The 20,121-nt window shown below is 41.1% G+C and carries 13 protein-coding genes; 7 read left to right on the top strand and 6 right to left on the bottom strand.

What is annotated here, in order from left to right; all coding sequences use genetic code 11:
* The first annotated feature begins 76 nt into the window (after positions 1-76).
* From prfB to NBH01_RS18035, 6 genes are all read left to right on the top strand, one after another.
* A protein-coding gene (gene prfB, locus NBH01_RS18060; RefSeq protein WP_180960821.1) for a peptide chain release factor 2 occupies positions 77-1,193 on the top strand; the annotation gives its coding sequence in 2 pieces (ribosomal slippage) (positions 77-139 and positions 141-1,193; 1,116 coding nt in all).
* Positions 1,194-1,639: 446 nt separating this feature from the next.
* Positions 1,640-2,692, top strand: coding sequence for a porin (locus NBH01_RS18055; RefSeq protein ID WP_008762504.1), 1,053 nt, complete (start codon positions 1,640-1,642; stop codon positions 2,690-2,692).
* 20 nt (positions 2,693-2,712) lie between these two features.
* Positions 2,713-3,180, top strand: a complete 468-nt coding sequence (locus tag NBH01_RS18050) for a CYTH domain-containing protein (protein WP_008767136.1) — start codon at positions 2,713-2,715, stop codon at positions 3,178-3,180.
* A 50-nt stretch (positions 3,181-3,230) separates the two neighbouring features.
* Complete coding sequence (locus NBH01_RS18045) at positions 3,231-4,523, top strand: MgtC/SapB family protein (protein WP_008762506.1); 1,293 nt, start codon at positions 3,231-3,233, stop codon at positions 4,521-4,523.
* A 143-nt stretch (positions 4,524-4,666) separates the two neighbouring features.
* Positions 4,667-4,993 carry a helix-turn-helix domain-containing protein gene (locus NBH01_RS18040; protein ID WP_008762507.1) on the top strand — a complete coding sequence of 109 codons (327 nt, stop codon included), beginning with the start codon at positions 4,667-4,669 and terminating at the stop codon, positions 4,991-4,993.
* Positions 4,977-6,080, top strand: a complete 1,104-nt coding sequence (locus NBH01_RS18035; protein WP_227198343.1) for a type II toxin-antitoxin system HipA family toxin — start codon at positions 4,977-4,979, stop codon at positions 6,078-6,080. The genes NBH01_RS18040 and NBH01_RS18035 overlap by 17 nt, the downstream gene beginning before the upstream one ends.
* A gap of 29 nt (positions 6,081-6,109) precedes the next feature.
* On the opposite strand, the gene NBH01_RS18030 is transcribed toward NBH01_RS18035, so the two are convergent.
* From NBH01_RS18030 to NBH01_RS18005, 6 genes are all read right to left on the bottom strand, one after another.
* Positions 6,110-7,102 (bottom strand): DUF5689 domain-containing protein, encoded by a 993-nt coding sequence (locus NBH01_RS18030; protein WP_055229066.1) that lies wholly within the window; start codon positions 7,100-7,102, stop codon positions 6,110-6,112.
* Positions 7,103-7,128: 26 nt separating this feature from the next.
* Positions 7,129-9,876 carry a TonB-dependent receptor gene (locus NBH01_RS18025; protein WP_250700208.1) on the bottom strand — a complete coding sequence of 916 codons (2,748 nt, stop codon included), beginning with the start codon at positions 9,874-9,876 and terminating at the stop codon, positions 7,129-7,131.
* Positions 9,877-9,890: 14 nt separating this feature from the next.
* The gene (locus NBH01_RS18020) at positions 9,891-10,925 is read right to left on the bottom strand and encodes an endonuclease/exonuclease/phosphatase family protein (RefSeq protein WP_022472124.1); all 1,035 of its coding nucleotides are present in this window, start codon (positions 10,923-10,925) and stop codon (positions 9,891-9,893) included.
* Between the two features lie 11 nt (positions 10,926-10,936).
* Entirely contained in the window at positions 10,937-12,136 is a 1,200-nt protein-coding gene (locus NBH01_RS18015) for a DNA/RNA non-specific endonuclease (protein ID WP_117980124.1), read from the bottom strand.
* Between the two features lie 85 nt (positions 12,137-12,221).
* Positions 12,222-14,885 (bottom strand): DUF5689 domain-containing protein, encoded by a 2,664-nt coding sequence (locus tag NBH01_RS18010; RefSeq protein WP_117980123.1) that lies wholly within the window; start codon positions 14,883-14,885, stop codon positions 12,222-12,224.
* 483 nt (positions 14,886-15,368) lie between these two features.
* Entirely contained in the window at positions 15,369-15,848 is a 480-nt protein-coding gene (locus NBH01_RS18005) for a hypothetical protein (protein ID WP_117980122.1), read from the bottom strand.
* Between the two features lie 1,698 nt (positions 15,849-17,546).
* Between NBH01_RS18005 and NBH01_RS18000 the strand changes: the two genes are divergently transcribed.
* The gene (locus NBH01_RS18000; protein ID WP_195483790.1) at positions 17,547-20,108 is read left to right on the top strand and encodes a TonB-dependent receptor; all 2,562 of its coding nucleotides are present in this window, start codon (positions 17,547-17,549) and stop codon (positions 20,106-20,108) included.
* Positions 20,109-20,121: the final 13 nt, after the last annotated feature.

The following is a 20,121-nucleotide window of genomic DNA, read 5'->3' as shown; positions in this document are numbered from 1 at the left end:
AAGGTAGCGGAATTTTTCTTACCTTTGCACCGAAAAGAGAAATTTGTAAATTGTAAATGATAAAATTGTAAATCACATGATTACTATTGAACAACTTAAAGACGTGAAAGAGCGCACTGATGCGCTGAGGAGGTATCTTTGACATCGACGGGAAGAAAATTCAAGTCGAAGAAGAGCAACTAAGAACGCAGGCGCCGGGATTCTGGGATGACCAGAAGAAAGCGGAAGCCCAGATGAAACTGGTGAAAGACCTGCAAAAGTGGATTGACGGCTATAATGAAGTCAAGACACTGGCGGACGAACTGGAACTGTCGTTCGATTTTTATAAAGAAGAATTAGTGACTGAGGGAGATGTGGACACGGCTTATGCGAAAGCCAGTGAAGCGGTAGAAGCACTCGAACTCAAGAATATGCTGCGTGATGAAGCTGACCAGATGGCCTGTGTGTTGAAGATTAACTCCGGTGCGGGTGGTACGGAAAGTCAGGACTGGGCATCTATGTTGATGCGTATGTATCTGCGCTATGCTGAAACGAACGGTTACAAGGCTACTATCGCCAACCTTCAGGAAGGGGATGAGGCAGGAATCAAAACCTGTACCATCAATATTGAGGGAGATTTCGCTTATGGTTATCTGAAAGGAGAGAACGGTGTTCACCGTCTGGTGCGTGTTTCTCCGTACAATGCGCAAGGCAAGCGCATGACATCGTTTGCTTCCGTGTTCGTCACTCCGTTGGTGGACGACAGTATCGAAGTGAATATTCTGCCTGCCTGCATTTCATGGGATACATTCCGAAGCGGTGGTGCCGGTGGTCAGAACGTTAATAAGGTGGAATCCGGCGTTCGTCTGCGCTATCAGTACAAAGACCCTTATACGGGAGAAGAAGAGGAAATCCTTATCGAGAATACCGAAACTCGTGACCAGCCGAAGAACCGTGAGAATGCAATGCGCCAGTTGCGCTCTATCTTATACGATAAAGAATTGCAGCACCGCATGGCAGAACAAGCGAAAGTGGAAGCCGGTAAGAAGAAAATCGAATGGGGATCGCAGATTCGCAGCTATGTATTCGATGACCGTCGCGTGAAAGACCATCGTAGCAACTATCAGACTTCGGATGTAAACGGAGTGATGGATGGTAAAATCGAGGAATTCATCAAAGCCTATCTGATGGAATTTTCATCGCAGGAATCATAAAAACAAAAATTAGCGAGTGTTATTTTTGGAAAGTTAAAAGATTTGTTTTTACTTTGTTAGCGTTGAACTTTAAAGCTAACATTATGGGTAAAAGTAAGAGAAAAGTAGCACATAGTAAGAAAGAGGAGGAGCAGGCCCAGCGGGTAGTCAAGATAGTATTTGTTTCACTCATTATTTTGGCGCTGATTATGCTGATCGCATATTCCTTTTTCGGCTGATTGATTCACCACAGGTTACACAGTTTTGCATGGACGGGGACACGTTGATTGTCGACGGTGAATATCCATGCTGACGAGGGTAGTCCGTGGTGAATTCTTTTTTTGTAACCCCTTTGTTATCCGTGTAACAGTATTGTAACCATTCTGTAATTTCACCGTATCTCTTTTGTAATCTCTCCGTATCTTGCTCATTGTACCTTTGCCGCGAATTAAGTAGCAAACAACTGAATGAGTAGAATTACAACAACCGTCGCCCTGCTTTTGATGGCGACAGCAGCCTGCGGACAGGCTAAAGAAGATGCCGGGGATGGCAAACAGCTGGATAAGCAGACCATGGAACTGAAAGATTATTTGCCTGAAATTCATGGGACAATCCGGGGAAAATATGAGTTTCAGACAGAAACCAACGAAAGCCGTTTTGAAGTGCGGAATGCCCGCTTCAGTGTTTCGGGAAATGTACATCCGATTGTTGCCTATAAAGCGGAGATCGATTTGTCCGACGAGGGTTCCATCAAGATGCTTGATGCGTATGCCCGTGTATTTCCTGTCAAGGACCTGAATTTTACGATTGGTCAGATGCGTGTACCTTTCACGATTGACGCCCATCGTTCTCCCCATCAGCAGTATTTTGCCAATCGTTCTTTTATAGCCAAGCAGGTGGGCAATGTGCGTGATGTCGGCTTCACCGGTTGTTATACACAAAAAGAAGGTCTTCCTTTTATCCTTGAAGGTGGATTGTTTAACGGCTCCGGACTGACTAATCAGAAGGAATGGCATAAGACCTTGAATTATTCGATAAAAGCACAGTTGCTGCCTAATAAAAATTGGAATCTCACTTTGAGCACTCAAATGATAAAGCCGGAACATACCCGTATTAATATGTATGATGCCGGCATCTACTATCAGAATAATCGTTTTCATATCGAAGCGGAGTATTTGTATAAAATGTATGGACACGAAGCGTTTAAGGACGTTCATGCGGTCAATAGCTTTGTGAATTATGATTTGCCGTTGAAAAAAGTATTCAATAAGATTTCTTTTCTGGCCCGTTATGATATGATGACTGACCACAGTAATGGGCTGGCGGACAGTGAGACAGGTGTTTTGAAGATAAACGACTATGCCCGTCATCGTGTGACAGGCGGTATCACGCTGAGCCTTTCCAAAGCTTTTATTGCCGATCTCCGTCTCAACTTTGAGAAGTATTTCTATCAGAAGTCCGGAGTTCCCAAAGAATCGGAGCGTGATAAAATCGTTATTGAGTTTATGACGAGATTTTGATTTTTAATTATCTTTGTGCTATGGCACAAGAAATAGAACGTAAATTTTTAGTTTCCGGTGATTTTAAATCCTTTGCTTTTGCGCAGAGCCGGATTATGCAGGGATATATTTGCAGCGCCCGTGGTCGGACGGTGCGGGTTCGTATTCGTGACGATAAAGGTTATCTCACTATCAAAGGTGCTTCCAACGAATCGGGTACCAGTCGCTATGAGTGGGAAAAGGAACTTCCCCTGTCCGAAGCGGAAGAACTGATGAAACTTTGCGAACCGGGAATGATTGATAAGACCCGTTATCTGGTACGTAGTGGCAATCATGTCTTCGAAGTAGACGAGTTCTACGGTGAGAATGAAGGACTTATTGTGGCTGAAGTAGAGCTGGGCACGGAAGATGAGGCGTTTGTCAAGCCCGGGTTTATTGGCGAAGAAGTGACCGGGGATGTACGCTACTATAACTCTCACCTGATGAAAAAACCGTATAAAACGTGGTGAATGTTAACAAATAAGCTGTATATTTGTTCCTAGTACTAAAAGAGCAGTATATGGAACAGTTGTACAATTATCTACCGAGGGAACTGATAACTTTCGTTCTGGTTACTTTATTTTCTTTACTTATCGGACTGTCACAACGACGGATCAGTCTGAAGCGTGAAGGGGAAACAACTCTCTTCGGGACTGACCGTACATTTACTTTCATTGGTATTCTAGGCTATTTGCTCTATATACTCGATCCTACGGATATGCGTCTGTTTATGGGTGGTGGTGCTGTGCTCGGTTTATTGCTGGGCTTGAACTATTACGTCAAGCAGTCTCAATTCCATGTTTTTGGTGTAACGACCATTATTATTGCGCTGATTACTTATTGTCTGGCTCCTATTGTGTCTACCCAGCCTTCCTGGTTTTATGTGATGGTGATTGTGACGGTGCTTTTATTGACGGAGCTTAAACACACTTTTACGGAGTTTGCCCAGCGGATGAAGAACGATGAGATGATTACGCTGGCAAAGTTCTTGGCTATCAGTGGTATCATATTGCCTATGTTACCGCACAAGAACCTGATTCCGGATATTAATCTCACTCCTTATTCTATTTGGCTGGCGACGGTTGTTGTCTCCGGTATCTCGTATTTGTCTTACTTGCTGAAACGCTATGTGTTTCATGAATCGGGAGTATTGGTTTCCGGCATTATCGGTGGATTGTATAGTAGTACTGCCACAATTTCGGTATTGGCCCGTAAAAGCAGAAAGGCTTCCGAGCAGGAGGCGAACGAATATGTAGCTGCTATGCTGCTTGCGGTCAGCATGATGTTTCTGCGTTTTATGATATTGATTCTGATCTTTAGCAGGGAGATATTTACATCTATCTATCCTTATCTTTTGATTATGTCTGTGGTAGCTGCCGTTGTTGCGTGGTTTATCCATTCCCGTCATCGACGCTCCAAGGATATGACCGATGAGTCGGAAGATGAGGACAGCAGTAACCCGCTCGAATTTAAAGTTGCTCTGATTTTTGCCACTCTCTTCGTTGTGTTTACAGTGCTGACGCACTATACTTTGGTTTATGCGGGTACAGGCGGATTGAATCTGCTTTCTTTTGTATCCGGACTTAGTGACATTACTCCTTTTATCTTGAACCTTTTGCAGAATACAGGGAGCGTAGCTGTACTGGTTGTTGTGGCTTGCAGTATGCAGGCTATTATCAGTAATATTCTGGTGAATATGTTTTATGCTTTGTTTTTTGCAGGGAAAGGTAGTAAGTTACGTCCCTGGATTTTGGGAGGATTCGGGACGGTGATCGGGGTAAATCTTGTGTTGCTTCTGTTCTTCTATTTGTAGAAAAGGGGGGCATCTTTTTTGTTGCCGAATACATTCAATGGAACTGGCTTATATTTTGTTTTTTTGAATAAAGAAGCTATCTTTGTATTTAGATATAATAGTATCTGAATAGTACTGTTTTTTAATTAATTGAATACAATTGTATGCCTTTATTTTATAATTTTGATGTAGAGAGACCCGAAGAGTTGCTGGCAATTCTGGCTCAGAATCTGCAGAAACGCAGGCTTGAGAAAGGACTTTCCCGAGAAGCTCTTACCGAACTTAGCGGAGTTCCGACGCCTACTATTGCCAAGTTCGAACAAAAGCATACTATTTCATTGGCATCCTATGTGGCATTAGCAAAAGCACTGGGTTACTCTAAAGCTATCAAGGAACTTTTATCTGAACCGCTGTTTAGTACAATGGAGGAGTTGGAAATGATTAATAAGAATAAAAACAGAAAGAAGGGGCGTAATGAAATCAGTAAATAAACTGATAGTAACCTATCATAGTAGAAGTGTTGGAACTCTCAGTATGACACCTGATAATCGGCTATGCGCATTTCAGTATGATAGAGAGTGGTTGGCTAATGGGTTTTCTATCTCTCCGCTTGACTTGCCTTTAAAACCTGATTTGTTTATTGCTAAACCACAACCTTTTTGGGGAAACTTTGGTATTTTTGAAGACAGTCTCCCTGATGGATATGGGCGTTATTTACTTCATCGTTTACTCAAAAAACAAGGGGTGAATGATAGCGAGCTAACTCCCTTGCAACGGTTGAGTATAGTCGGAACATCAGGGATGGGAGCTCTTTGTTATATACCGGAGACATACATTGGCGAAGAAAAATCTCTTCCGACACTGGATTGCCTTCAGCAAATGGCATTGGACATACTGTCAGAGAAATCGTATGAGGATGAAGAGGTACTTTACTTTAATAGTGGCAACTCAGGTGGATGCCGCCCTAAATGTTTACTTCACGATACAGAAGGAGCTTGGTTGGTGAAGTTCAGGCATACATATGATCTGAAAGATATGGGAGCGATGGAGTATCGTTATAATGAAGTCGCTCGTAAATGTGGCATAACAGTACCGGACTTTAAATTGATGGACGGAAAGTATTTTGCTACCAAACGTTTTGATATTGAAAATGGTATTAGGTATCATATTGCTACGGCAGGGGCACTACTTAATGAATCTATTATGCAACCCAGATTGGATTATAAGACTTTACTGCACTTGGTTGGTTATCTTACCCAAGACCCTAAACAGGTAGATGAAATGTTCCGGCGTATGGTCTTCAATGTCTTAACGGATAATAAAGATGACCATGCCAAAAACTTTAGTTTCATTTATAAAGAGGGGAACTGGGCGTTAGCTCCGGCTTATGACTTGACCCGATGCAATAACGGATATAATGGAGAACATGCTACCTCTGTTAATAATCATGGTAATCCTACTATAGAAGATATGCTGATTGTTGGAGAGAGCATTCGTATTCCTCGGAAAAAGGGAAAAGAGATGATATTGACTATTGCAGAAGGGTGTGCTGAGTTATTATCTAAAAAAGGCATCTGAGAAACAGATGCCTTTTTTAATGAAGTTATTTAGAAATCAATATCGTTCATGCTATTAACCAATAACTGATATTTAATATATCCTCCACTTTTAGAAGAATATTTGGTATAAATAGCGGTGATATTACCTTTGGCACCATCTGCAGGCAGAGGCTGAAGTGCGAAGTTTGAATATCCGCTGACACGCAGGATATAGTTGCCACCTGTAGATGTCGCATTGTCATAAGCAAACCAGGAAGAACCATAATAGCGATTACCTCCATAGCTGTAAGCATAGGTTGGAGTCAATCCTTCTTCTGCATAATATTTGTTTTCATATACAGCGGTGGTTGAACCGTTCGGGTAAGTTGTTTCCAGATATTGAGGATACTTGTCGCCGTCGTATGTGCCTTCTTTGTAAGTCAGTCCTTCGAAACGTACCAAACGTCCTAATGCATCATCATTCAATTCTGTTTTATAATTATTTTCATTGATAACCAATATGTCGTCTTCTGTCAGACTGCCGAGTTCACCTTTGAATACATGTTGATCTACAAATAAGGTATTCTCGAGATTACGGTTTGCATAACCTTTGGAAATGTCTTCTGCTGTCGGCATTCCACCTACACTTAACATATAACGATAGCTACCGATAGCCAGACCTTTGGTTTTAACAAAGAGAGTCTGCCCTACATGAAAATAAACATAGTTGCTAACCATCAATTTCAGTTCAATGGCTGATTTGGATGATTCATCATAGATGTATACTGATTTGTATACATTACCGGCTTGGTCGCTTGAGATGACTTTTCCGCTGATGACATAGTCTTCTGTGATTTCCAGAGTTTTTCCCAGACTGGCTGCACCGTTTCCGTATTCTTTATAGAAAAGTTGCTTAAAGTCCTTGATGGAGATTAGTTTGCTATTTGAGAAGTCTTCTTTTGTCCAGACTTTGGCTGGAGCAGGCTCTTCAAATTCGTTGTAGCAGCTACTGAAACCGAGCACTACTACCGCAAGCATAAATAATTTAAATATTTTGTTCATAACTGTTCTTTTTACTTATGATGTCCTTAGAAACGGAAATAAATGTTCATGTAATAGGTTGTACCGAACATATAGAAATATTTCGAATCAAACGGTTGGTAAGTTTGATAACTTTCATCCTTGTTCTTCAGCAGACGAACTTGTTCATAACCGCCGGTCTTGATATTCTGGTTGTTGAGCAGGTTCTTTACCTCCAGGCTGAAACCAAGAGTATAGGCACGGTTAATGTACCAGTTCTTACCAACACTTGCATTTAAAACGCAAGCAGAGTTGAATTTCTCCTGATTACGTAACGTTGCGATATCTTCTTCAGTCATTCCCGGTGTCAGTACGGCATCTGTACGATAGAGCGGACTCATAGATAAGTATATATTATTATAATAGTTCATATCTAATGACGCAAATATGTTTTTAGGACCACGGTAAGACAAGCCTACGTTCAGTGCTGTTTGCGGAGTGCTTTCTACACGGAAGTTCTTCCAGTATACTTTACCCTGGTTTTTGATTTCTCCACTATTATCCTGAATCTGTACATAATCCGGGTTATTGTCATAAGTGAATTGTCCCCAGCTGATGGCTGCATTCAGAGAAAGTCCTGCATAGATAGGTACAGAAGCTGCTGCTTCAAGTCCGAAGTGACGTTTGTTGATACCGCTCATTGCAAAGTTGGAGAAGGTAGCTTCTACGTCATCATAATAAGAGAGAACTTTGGACTGATCCATAAACTTCGTATAGTATCCGGAGATACGTGCTTTAACATCCCCCCAACGCAAGTTATAAGAGGCGTCTACACCAAATACCTTCTCGCTTGAAATACCCGGAGTCGCAGAGTTGCGGGTACGGGGAGAAACAAATGAAGCTTGGAAGGCAGGAGCATCCTGCATATAGATGATGTTGGCATCAATAGAATGAGCAGCAGAGAACTTATAGCTGAAGTTGGCTTTCAGTTTATAAGTCAGGTAATTCTGCTTCTTAGAGTCTCCTTGAGAATTGTCAAGGAACAACCCTTTTTTCCAAATACCATGACGCCACAGAGTAGTATGTCCGAGTTCTCCACCCAGATTGACTCCAAAGTTGCCGAAGTTTCTGCTATATTGTGCCCAGGCGCGTGCGTTGATAATATTTCCGTAGTAGTCGTAGCTGTATTTATCACCCTTCTTGACAGCTTGGGCATGACCGTACTTATCATAGTACTCCATGTTGTTCTGGTAAAGGATTGGGTTCATACCACCCATGTCACGTTCGGCAAACTTGTCTACGTCTACCCAGTAATCACCACCCAGCAAATCTTTCACTTCGCTATAATATTCTGTGCGATTACGACGCAAGTTCAATCCACCGTTAATTTTAGAATTGTCACGGAAGATATGAGAGAATTGTGTGTAGAGATTCCAGTCTATCTGATCGGCATGGCGTTCTTCAATCATGTTGATGGCACGATGACCGGCTCCATAGGTCGGGTTCTCTTCCTGGCTTTGGTTGATATGATACAAGTTGTCCCAGTTGATGTGGCGGATGTTATTAGTATTTCCTATCCATGCTTCATACAGTTGTGCTCCGACGTAAGTGTTGTTATAGAAACTCGGTAAATAACGGTAATAGTCGGGACGTGGGTCGGGACCACCGTACCAAGTCAGCGCAGAGTAACCGTTCTGTCCGAAACGTACAGAGGTTGCAACGTTTAATTGTGAACGGTCATTGATGTCGAATGTATAATTCAACATCGTAATAGGTTCATGATAGCTGCGCACACGTGCGTTGACACGCTTTCCATTCAGCCAACCCCAGTTTGGATTGTAGTAGTTGTTGCCTACTAAGTCGTAGACTTCCTGAGTAGAAGCTTGTTGTGCACCACGTTCTGTGGGAGCACCCAGGATGCTTAATGCCAAGCGGTGTTGTGAATTGAATTGCTTTTCTACAGCGGCAAAATATCCGAAGGCATTGTAGTACACACCGTTTACATAAGAGTTTCCTCCTTGGCGGGTTGATACGGAGAAGGCATAAGACCAGCCGTTATCCTGTAATCCGGATGCATAGGTCAGCATACCACGGAAGCGGTACATGGAGTTACCGTTAACTACGCTGGCGCGAAGGCCTTTGCGCATCTGTGAAGGACGGGTATTGATATTTGTTGTACCTGCGATACCGCCGATGCCCATATCCCCCATGTTCAGTGCAGATGTGACTTCCTGATTACGAGTCGCATCATTCAAGCCGCTCCACAAAGACCAGGGAGTATATCCTGTCATTGCGTCATTCAGTTGAATACCGTTCATATAAACGTCGGAGTATTGAGAATCATAACCACGTACATTGAAACGCATTTCACTGAATTTGTAGGAAGCGATGTTATTGAATACGTCTTTTGATGCGGACAGAGACGAGGGAAGTGATTGTGCATCCTCCAGCGTTTCTGTGTCAAATTCGGCAAAGATAGCATCGTCCATCGTAGGAGCAACGTTTTCAGGGATCAAAATGACGTTATTGATATCTCTGATCAACTTATCCACACGGACAGCCAGAGTTAAAGGTTCGAACTCTGCAGCTTCGAAAGACAGAGTGTATTCTCCTTTTGCCAGGTTTTCGATAACGAAGTTACCCGACGCATCAGTCTTGGTTGTTACATCTCCCGGGGTTAATGTCACTTTTACGCCGTCTATGGCCGCACGTGTCGTACGGGAAACGACTTTACCTTTGACTCCACCATTGTTTTGTGCAAAAACAGTGAATGACATCAAAGATAATACCATGAATAGGATTGTTTTGATTTTCATATAAACTTATTTTTTTATTTACCTATATAGATATATACGGGGAAGTGGTCACTGTAACCTCCCTGGAAGTTATTACCTACGTATGTGCGCAATGGATATCCTTTGTATTGTCCTTCTTTCTGCACCATGTAAAGTTGCTTGAAGATATTTCCATAGAATTTAGATCCGGGAGCTTGCTGCAATTTCAGCTTTCCTGTCGATCCTTTTGCTAAATTCTCGGATACTACAATATTATCAAAGATATTCCAGGCATCTCCGTAGGCTAGTGTTCCGTATCCTGCTTTGAGCATATCGGCATAAGGAGCGAAGAAGTCGCCTTCCTTCAAATCTTTCAGTTTGAATTTGGCTCCTAACCCTTGTGCTATACTTTTGTCGGTCGGATCATCATTGAAGTCTCCCATCATAACCACTTTCGTGTTAGGATTGGCCTTCATTACAGAGTCTGCAATGCTGCGCATCTGTTCGCCTACAGCGATACGTTTAAATTCTGAAGCTTCTTTTCCTCCCAGGCGTGAAGGCCAGTGTGCTACCATAAAGAAGAAGGGTTCGTTTTCAATCGTTCCCCAAAGCGTCAGGATATCACGGGTCTTGAAGTCCGGAAGTGAAGGGATGACTGTTCTTACAGCTTTTTCTCCTTCTATTTTAAACACATCGGGACGATACAGAAAAGCAACGTCTACACCGCGGGCTTCAGGAGAGTCGAAATGTGAAATCCGATAGTTTGCCGGAGCCAGTTTGCGGGTTGCGATAATATCTTCCAGTACACTGCGGTTTTCTACTTCCGATACACCGATAATTACCGGATAATCCTTGTTGATAGCTGCAATATCGAAGAATACACGTTCTGTGTTAGCCAACTTCTTATTGTACTTGGCTGAGTTCCACTTCTTAGGACCTTCGGGAGTAAATTCATCATCGTGAACTTCCGGATCATTGATTGTATCGAAGAAGTTCTCAAGATTGTAAAATACAACCTTATACGGTTTCTGCGCAAAGCTGAACGATATCAGCAGCGCAAAGAGCGCGGTTACTAATAACAGTTTTTTCATAAGCTAGCTTATTAGTTAATCCCCCATTGAGTGGGATTATTTTGTTGTTTTACACTGTTGGATACTTGTGGGAAGAAGGTAAATCCTGTCATCTTTTCGATGTCTGCTACAGAAGTACAGATAGACTTAGGAGGTTCAATGTTTCCATACGATTTGTGATCTACCCAAAATCCTATTGATATCAGTTCACTGTCTGAACAATCTTTGATGTTCTTTCCTGTTTTTCCACTCTTCGTACGCAGAAGTACTTTGAAGTAGTTCGTAGGAACCGGAACTGTATTCCTTGCTCCATCCGTAGTGGTGGTTGCACCTGCCCCAAAATATGCGCCGGTAACTACATACAAGGTATCAGAACAGTTATTTGCCCGAACTTTTGTTTCAAGTTTAGCCCACATATCCTGATTCAAACGATTAAGCTGTGGGGTCATATTGGACATATAGAAGGTTTGAGCATTCATTTCGTCTGTTCCTAGGCGATCGGCTGATGGAAGCTGATGACCACGGTCATAAGATCCTCCATAAGATCTTAATGTACAATCAGCCTGATAACTTTGAGGAATGATAGGGTCGAAGGCCCAACGGTCTGTACGTTCTCCTGAACCTTTGAGGTATGCGTTATGTATCGGATAGGCTACCCATAAAGCTGCTTTCTTTGTTTTATCAAAACAAATAGAATAATTACGTATTGTTTTATTATTCAATAGAGCATAATGAGTTACATACTGATAATTAGCATTTTCCTTGAAATCAGGAACTTCAGCCCACAGTTTGAAAGCTGGCAAGTTCTGCTGTGATTCAGATAATTGTACTAAATCAAAGACTTTCGCCTCTTGGTCTGCAAACTGGAGTGAAACTTTTGCTACACGTTGTTCTTTACCTGTATTGCTATTATAATACACGTATAAAACATTGAGTCCGTCTTTTATTTCTCCGGATTTAGAGGATAAGGTCAGATCATTGCTACTGAAAGAACACCATGTTGTGCCCTCAGTGATTTCTGCATTCCATATTGTCCCAGGAGTACCTGTGATGATTATGGCAGACGATCCGGATGCCGATTTTACAGTGGAGGAAATTTTCCAGTAGGCATCACCTGACTGTGACGAGCCTCCACCGTTGGAGTCATCATTGCTACATGCAGCTATAAATAGTATAAGTGCAGTTAACCATATTGATTTAGAAATAAATCTATAGTATTTATTGGGTGGCATTATTAGTTATTATATGGGTTTAAGACAATCCAGTCTTGATAGAACATTTCTACCAAGACTGGAATATCATTATTCTAGAAGGATATTATTCTGTTAATCTGTAGATGGTTACGTCTACTTGAGTTCCTTTATAACAAGCAAATCGATATTGATTGTTATTATTATTCCATTGTAAATTACGGGCAGCGTATTTTACTGGAATAATTTTAGTACCATCAAATTTCCATTGGAATCCATCTTTTATAGAACTATCGAAGTGTAAATTATTACCATCTTTTGTCAATCCCAAATAGGTTGATCCAAGTAGAATAGTATATTGATCTTCACTACCTTCTACCTTAGCTATAGTACATGCATATTGATTGGTCTCATCATTTGCCGCTATAGTTTCATTAGATGAATTATAGGCTGATAAAATATCTACATATCCGGCATAATCACCTGCGCCTTTTCCTGATAAAACATTGACTGTCGTTCCATCCTCCTTAGTATATGTAATCAAATACTTCCCACTCCAATCAGAAGGAGCCGATGTTACTTTTTCATATACTTTTGTTACGGCTCCCTTAGCATCTTGTTTTACAACTACATTTACTTTGCTATTTCCAAGAGCAATTACCAGGGTCTGTTCAACGGCTCCACCGTTATTCTCTATTGCAGTAACTGTAACAACATTGCCTTCAACGGATGAGGATAAGTTACCGCTTAAGCCTGTAGCTGTAATAACATTTGCTCCTTGATTTGCAGTGGTAACTGTAATTGTTTTAGTACCACCAGTTGAAAGGAAGCTTAATGAAGATGGATCTACTTCAACAATTGTTGGTTCAGTGACTTTGAATCCGCTCACGTCTTCAAGATTACGAGGTGCTAATTGTCCTGCACTTTGGTAGATGGAAGCAATACCCGTCATTGATGCAGTTGTTGCTGCATATGGCTGATTATCGAACGGAGTTGCGTTCTTGTTTATATTGACAGTGAATGATGTCCCTGCAACATTGAATGTGTGATTTTTGCCAGCATCAGCATCTTTCCACACTCCTCCTGTTGCAATATTGACATTTTCAACTGTAACAGGCATACATACAAATGCTGCTAGTTGGGATAAAGTGACTTTTACAGGTGTTACGGCATTGTTTGCAGAAATAACCTCAATATTATCTGCGCTGAATCCTTCAACTTGAGGTACATCATAACGTTTATATATTTTGGCTACATCTTTTTGTAATGTTACTTTGATCTCTTGACCTAATGCATATTGAGTTACATCTATTTGGTTGTTATATAAAGAAAGTGCATTACCCGCTGTGGTAGCTCCTTTGCTCATCAGATAAAGAGTACCATAAGAGTAGTTCTTGCCTGCAGGGTCACCACAAATAATACCTTGAATTACATAGTTTTCATCTACAGCTGTGGAAGTACTTGTCATTTTTGTTACTAAGTCTGCTATAGAAATAGGAGTTGCAGTAGACTCGATAGCGACAAATGTTTTAGGCTCACCGTAAATAGTACTAGAAGCAGTTGTTGCATAAGCACGGAATGCATATTGATTGTCTTTAGTCAGATTAGTAACAGCTACTGTCCAAGGATTTTCTTTTACCGATGCGGCTGTTTTAGTCGCTTTTGTCCAATCAATATCTGTTACAGTTCCAGTACTGAATTCAATATACTGTACACCAACTTCGGTGGCTTCAGAAATCTCAATATTAGCAACTGAACCACCTAATGTTGCAGTGGTAGCTGTGATGGCTTTTGCATCTGTTGTTGTTACTTTAGGTTCTCCTGCTGTTCCAAAATCAATTTCAGTACCACCAGCACCTGTTGCCAAAGTGATATCATCTAAACGAATAGCTGAAGCATCTAAAGCTGTGAATCTGATATATAGGTTTTCAGGAACTTGTTTTAATGTGAAGTTTGCTGTTGCAAAAACCCAATAAGGATAATCGGCATCGCCATTATTCTTAGTATATGTAATTGGTACCCAAGCCGTACCATCAGCACTTAATGCAACTTCAAATTTGGAAACATCGAAGGTGTTGTCGTATGTTCCGTTATTGTTCACAGAACGGCTGGCTCCAAATGTCAATTGCAGATTCTTTTGTTCGGAAGTAAGCGTGATCGTATTAACATTGAAGTTTGTAGGAGTTTTGCCGAAAAATACAACGTTAGGTCCTGATGCACCTGCATAAGCATCTGTATTTGCTAATCCACTATTACGGACTGAAGCATTTACGCCTGTATAAGTAACGGATTCTGAACCGACCCCTGTTTTATTCCATCCTTCGTATTTATCAACAAAAGGCCAATTCGTTTTATCAAGCTCAATTGTACCAACATTGTCGTTATAGATTACTACAGATGGCTCTACGCTTCCACTGCTAATCTTAACAGTCTCTGACATCAACACACCCACTTTATTTGAAATCTCAATAACAACGCTGGCTTCATCATTAACGTTTTCCGGAATGCTAACCTGAATAGTAGCAGAACCTTCACCTTCATATTTTGATAGAGTAACCCATGATTTGTCATCCTTTACTGTAGCTTTCCAACTACGGTTGGTTGAAATGTCAAAAGAAGCTTGGCTTCCGTTGGCTGGTTGACCGTCTAAGCCGAAAATCAAGGTTGTAGGCGAAACTTCGAGGTATGGAGCCTCGGTATCATCATTGTCGTCAACGCAACTTACGAAAGCTGTGCTAACCATTACAAGCATAAGCCCGTAGAATAACTTCAGAAAGTTCAAATTTCTCATTTTGTTGCTTTGTTAATTAATTAATAAAATTTTTGTGAATCATTTATCATTTTGTTCTCTCTCGATAATAATAGTTTAGCAAAGTTATTTTTTTCTATGAAACGTGCAAAGTTTCTAACGTCTTTTTCATATTACAACTGTGTTAAATTTTAGTGACTTAAGAACCGGCAATGAGGTGATTTTCGACATTGACGAATAGATTGATTCTTTTTATCTTCAATATATAACATTGTGAAAGAATTTAGAGATGTTTGTTACTTTTTTGAAAGATTTGCATTATGCCTTTATTGGACTTGGCCTTGTTAGCAATTGCACTGTTTACGGAGTATTAATAGAAATATTTTTGAATGGACTTCATTTATAATTTGATAGATAGAATCCTAATGGTATAAATTTATTTTAATATTTGGATGCTGAAATACCGTATTGGGAATGAATGCGTCTTTTTACTTTCATCTTGATGGTGGAATCTTATTGTATAAACTATTTATTTCTTCTTTTGTGCTCTGATTGCCGAATGTTTTGTGATGATCTTGTTGCTTTGATCTTCATCCACAATTTCTCCCACCATCCACTTTCAGCTTTACTTAGCGTATCAGAAGTTATCGTGATTATCTTTTCTCTCAACTTGTTCTGTTCGGTTGCCATCGCATACTGCTTTTCCAACACTGAAATTCTACGCTTTTTGCATTGAAGGTCTTGCTCTTGTAGCTCAATGACTTCAAGATAAACTTTGCATACTTCGGATTGGTTATTGCAGAGTTGTTCCAGCGTATGAATGTAGTCTTTGGTGGGAAGGGTTTCGTGCCAACACAAGAATTTCTGAAGGCTCTTTTCGTCAATGATAAGAGTAGTCTCTGTGAAATATGCGGTGATTGCTTCCATTTCTGCCCACAAACAGATGTCTTCTTCTTTGACTCCGTACTTGTGCGCCGCTTCGTCTATGCTAATCCATTTCGGCATAGTGTTTCTTTGTTTATGCGTTTAACAAAAAAGAGCGAATAACTCTTGCCAAGCATGGTGCAACAAGCATCCCTGCATTTTGCTTTCTAGTCGGAGGGTTATGGGGTATGGGGATTATGTAGGGGAACCGACCGGATACAAAAGAGGCATGGATGCTGTTGAACCATTATCTGATTTCGAGGCCTAGCAAAACCCTTGCAAAAGATAATGATAACAACAGACATCCACGCCAATCGTTTATATATAACACATCTTTAACTGATATGTTGATATACAGCCATCCACGTGGAGTATCTGTTGTATCATCTCTCTTTGCATAGAAAATTGCTAGTTTTCGAAATCGAGAGACAATACATTATTAATACTCCTATTTAAGGAATAAAAAACACTACCCGCTTATTACATCTCGCTGATGCGCAGAAAGTGTACAGCAAAGATATATGTTTTTTCGGAATAAAGTGGGAGAATGGGAATAAATAAAAGAAGTCTGGTATTTAGAATGATTTTTTGTGTTTAGGTGATGTTATTTCAAGGTGTTGTTGCCATTAATATCACTTAGCACATTTATCTCCTTCGTAAAGCAATGCTTTGTATCTTCAAAAGCTATGCTTTATGGTTGCTAAAGCATTGCTTTAAATAACCATACAGCAGATGTTACGAGTGTCGCCTTCACCTTCACTTTTTCCTCTCAACCTTTTATTTATCAGTGATCTCGGGTGAAGGGACGGCTATTCACCTAGTGAGTGGAGAAAACATTGTAAGTGTTTGAAATAAACTATCAATGGTTTGAAACAAACATTGGGAAGAAAAAAATAATCTATTAGCATCTTTTTATTAGGTTATAGCTAATACGAATATCATTATAGCAAAAACAAATTAGCTTATAGCAAAGTGAACGATGTCTTTATGATTACATATGAAAATTGGGTGAAGGATCGGTGAAGGGCGATATGCTTCACCCGTTATCACTTATGAATAAAAGGTTTCGAAGAAAAGGTGAAGGCTACCCTTCTATTTGAAAATTTATAGTATGGCGTATAAAAGCATCTGGCTTTGATGGGAAGGGGGCGTTTCAGCGCAAGAATTTCTGACATTATACAACTCATACCTCATACAAGTTACTTGGTATATGGTTGATGCAAGCTCAAGAGAAGGGAAATCAAGGTGATGCCTGCATGGAAGTGGATGTGCAATAAAATGAAAAACGATTCTCTGATATATCAGGAATTACTTGATATTAATGGCAAATAAAATATGGGTTCTAAATATAATACCTTTTAGTGTACAACTTAATCTCTTTTAGTGAATGAATTAATTCGTCCGCCTATAGGCAAAGTTGCGTTTGCCTATAGGCAACCTTTCGTCCGGCTATAGGCGGACGAAAAGATGCCTATAGCCGGACGAATTAATTTATGAATGCGGTGACGTTATTTTCTACAGAGAAAACCTTTATTCAATTATGCCGTTGTTCTTAAGATTTTGAAGATGTATTTATAATGTGCAGCCAAGAAAGAACTCTGCTATTTTATGGCGTAGAAATCAGTTTCTCTTTTCGTATAATCTTTTTTATCTCTTCTTTTACGATTCTTAACTCCGAAGATTTCGTAACCATAAAGAAACCATCTACTTTTACCCCGTATTTGTAAGAAATTGAAAGAAACTTCGTCTAATAAACTAAAAACTAAAACGGTTCCAAACATGAAACACAGATTGTTGCTACTATTACTATTCGTGTTCACCGCAGTGATGACAGGTTGGGCACAAAACTCCGCTACGCCGTCCTATACTGTCAAAGGGGTACTTTTGGATTCACTGACTCAGGATGGAGAACCATACGCTACTATTAAGATTACTAAAAAAGGAGCACCGGACAAGGCTGTCAAGATGGCGGTGACGGGTGCCAATGGTAGGTTTCAGGAGAAACTGAATGTAGGTGCGGGAGATTACGTCATTACTATTTCTTCGATAGGCAAGGCGCCCGTCACGAAAGAGTTCACTTTGAAACCATCGGTTAGAGTCATTGATTTGGGGACAATGCTCTCCGCTGAGGCTAATAATGAATTGAAAGGAGTGGAAGTCGTGGCGCAAAAGCCTTTGGTCAAGGTGGATGTAGACAAGATAGAGTATAATATTGAGGATGACCCCGACTCGAAATCGAACAGTATATTGGAGATGCTTCGAAAAGTGCCTTTAGTGACAGTAGACGGAGAAGACAACATACAGGTGAATGGTAGCAGCAGCTTTAAAATACACGTCAACGGGAAGCCCAACAATATGATGAGCAACAACCCGAAAGAGGTGTTGAAGAGTATGCCCGCCAATTCCATTAAATATATCGAGGTGATAACATCGCCCGGAGCTAAATATGACGCTGAAGGAGTGGGAGGTATTTTGAATATCGTAACAGTAGGTGGTGGATTCGAAGGATATACGGCAACATTCCGGGCAAATGCCAGCAACTACGGTGCCGGTGCCGGCGGCTACGCAATGGTGAAGCAGGGGAAAATGACTGTCTCTGCCAATTACAACTTTAATTACAATGACCGGCCCCGTGGATATTCGGACAGCTACCGTGAGAACTATGAGTCGGATACGGAAAAATATCTTGAATCAAATAGCAGTTCCAAGTCGAAAGGCAACTTCCAGTATGGAAACCTGGAAGGCAGTTATGAGATCGACACCTTAAGGCTGCTGACGGTGGCTTTTGGAATGTATGGCAGCAATAGTAAAAATTATGGTGATGGATTTACCACCATGTATGGTGCTAACCATGAGGACATAGCCTACAGCTATCGGACCGGCAATCATGGAGATGGCTCCTGGTATTCCATCAATGGAAACATCGACTATCAGCGCACGTCCAGAAAGAACAAGCAGCGGATGATCACTTTCTCCTATAAGATCAATACGCAGCCTCAGACAAGCAATTCTAATACTGGCTATGAAGATATTCACGCCAAAGAGGAGGTGGACGACCTCGTGAAACGGTTGCTGTTGAAAAACAGCCAGTCGGACGGCAAAACGAATACCATGGAACAGACCTTCCAAGTGGACTATACAACTCCGATAGGCGAGTTGCATACCGTGGAGGCAGGTGCGAAATATATCTTCCGCCGCAATACCAGTGACAACAAACTATATGAAGCAGCCGGAGGAAGTGACGATTATTTATATAACGAAGACCGCAGTAGCGACTATCGTCATTTGAATCATATTTTAGCCGCTTATCTCGGATATACATTGAAATATAAGGATTTCACCTTCAAGCCGGGAGTGCGCTATGAACAGACTGTGCAGCGGGTGAAATATATCGTTGGACCGGGTGAGAATTTTCACACGAACTTCAGCGATCTGGTGCCATCCGTTTCTCTTGGCATGAAGCTCGGCAAGACTCAAAACATGCGTGTCGGTTATAATATGCGTATCTGGCGTCCGGGCATCTGGAATCTGAATCCTTATTTTAATAATCTGAATCCGATGTTTATCACCCAAGGTAACTCGAACCTGAAAAGTGAAAAAAGCCATGCGTTCGACTTGTCTTATAGCAATTTTAGTGCGAAGTTCAATATCAATGTGTCGCTGCGCCATTCTTTCAACAATAACAGTATTGAGAATATAAGCCGGTTGATTACGGCGCCCGAAGGGGAGATGTTTGACAATGATCCTACACACATAGCACCGGAAGGAGCTTTGTACAGCACTTATGCCAATATAGGAAAGAGCCGGAACACAGGAATGAGCTTGTATCTGAACTGGAACGCGTCTCCTAAAACGCGCCTGTACGTCAATGGCCGTGGAAACTACAGCGACTTGAAAAGTGAAGCGCAGGGATTGCACAATTATGGATGGAACGGTTCTTTCTATGGTGGCGTCCAGCATACTCTTCCGTTGAAAATACGGTTAAGTCTGAATGGTGGTGGTAGTACTCCTTATATTAATCTACAGGGAAAAGGTTCTGGCTATTATTATTATAGTTTGGGTGCGAGCCGTTCTTTCCTGAAAGATGAGCGTTTGAGCCTGAATGTGTATTGCAGTAATATATTTGAGAAATACAGAAGCTATAACAATCATACGGAAGGCGTAAACTTCCTGTCGAAGAGCAGCAGCAAGTGGCCGAGTCGTAGCTTTGGAGTCAGCATCAGCTACCGGATTGGTGAACTGAAAGCTAGTGTGAAGAAAGCTGCCCGAAGCATCAATAATGACGATGTGAAAGGTGGTGGCGGCGAAGGTGGGAATACAGGTGGAGGAGGTGGTCAGTAGACCACTTCCACGC

Origin of the sequence: Bacteroides sp. B1-V-101 (genome assembly GCF_023656585.1) — a bacterium.
GTDB lineage: Bacteria > Bacteroidota > Bacteroidia > Bacteroidales > Bacteroidaceae > Bacteroides > Bacteroides thetaiotaomicron.
The sequence above is the reverse complement of the archived record's forward strand: the minus strand, read 5'-3'. Positions and strand labels throughout refer to the sequence as shown.

Bases quoted from the DNA above. Each gene is read 5' to 3' on its own strand.
- NBH01_RS18055 (WP_008762504.1), top strand. From the start codon at position 1,640: ATGAGTAGAATTACAACAACCGTCGCCCTGCTTTTGATGGCGACAGCA.
- NBH01_RS18050 (WP_008767136.1), top strand. From the start codon at position 2,713: ATGGCACAAGAAATAGAACGTAAATTTTTAGTTTCCGGTGATTTTAAA.
- NBH01_RS18045 (WP_008762506.1), top strand. From the start codon at position 3,231: ATGGAACAGTTGTACAATTATCTACCGAGGGAACTGATAACTTTCGTT.
- NBH01_RS18040 (WP_008762507.1), top strand. From the start codon at position 4,667: ATGCCTTTATTTTATAATTTTGATGTAGAGAGACCCGAAGAGTTGCTG.
- NBH01_RS18035 (WP_227198343.1), top strand. From the start codon at position 4,977: ATGAAATCAGTAAATAAACTGATAGTAACCTATCATAGTAGAAGTGTT.
- NBH01_RS18030 (WP_055229066.1), bottom strand. From the start codon at position 7,102: ATGAACAAAATATTTAAATTATTTATGCTTGCGGTAGTAGTGCTCGGT.
- NBH01_RS18025 (WP_250700208.1), bottom strand. From the start codon at position 9,876: ATGAAAATCAAAACAATCCTATTCATGGTATTATCTTTGATGTCATTC.
- NBH01_RS18020 (WP_022472124.1), bottom strand. From the start codon at position 10,925: ATGAAAAAACTGTTATTAGTAACCGCGCTCTTTGCGCTGCTGATATCG.
- NBH01_RS18015 (WP_117980124.1), bottom strand. From the start codon at position 12,136: ATGCCACCCAATAAATACTATAGATTTATTTCTAAATCAATATGGTTA.
- NBH01_RS18010 (WP_117980123.1), bottom strand. From the start codon at position 14,885: ATGAGAAATTTGAACTTTCTGAAGTTATTCTACGGGCTTATGCTTGTA.
- NBH01_RS18005 (WP_117980122.1), bottom strand. From the start codon at position 15,848: ATGCCGAAATGGATTAGCATAGACGAAGCGGCGCACAAGTACGGAGTC.
- NBH01_RS18000 (WP_195483790.1), top strand. From the start codon at position 17,547: ATGAAACACAGATTGTTGCTACTATTACTATTCGTGTTCACCGCAGTG.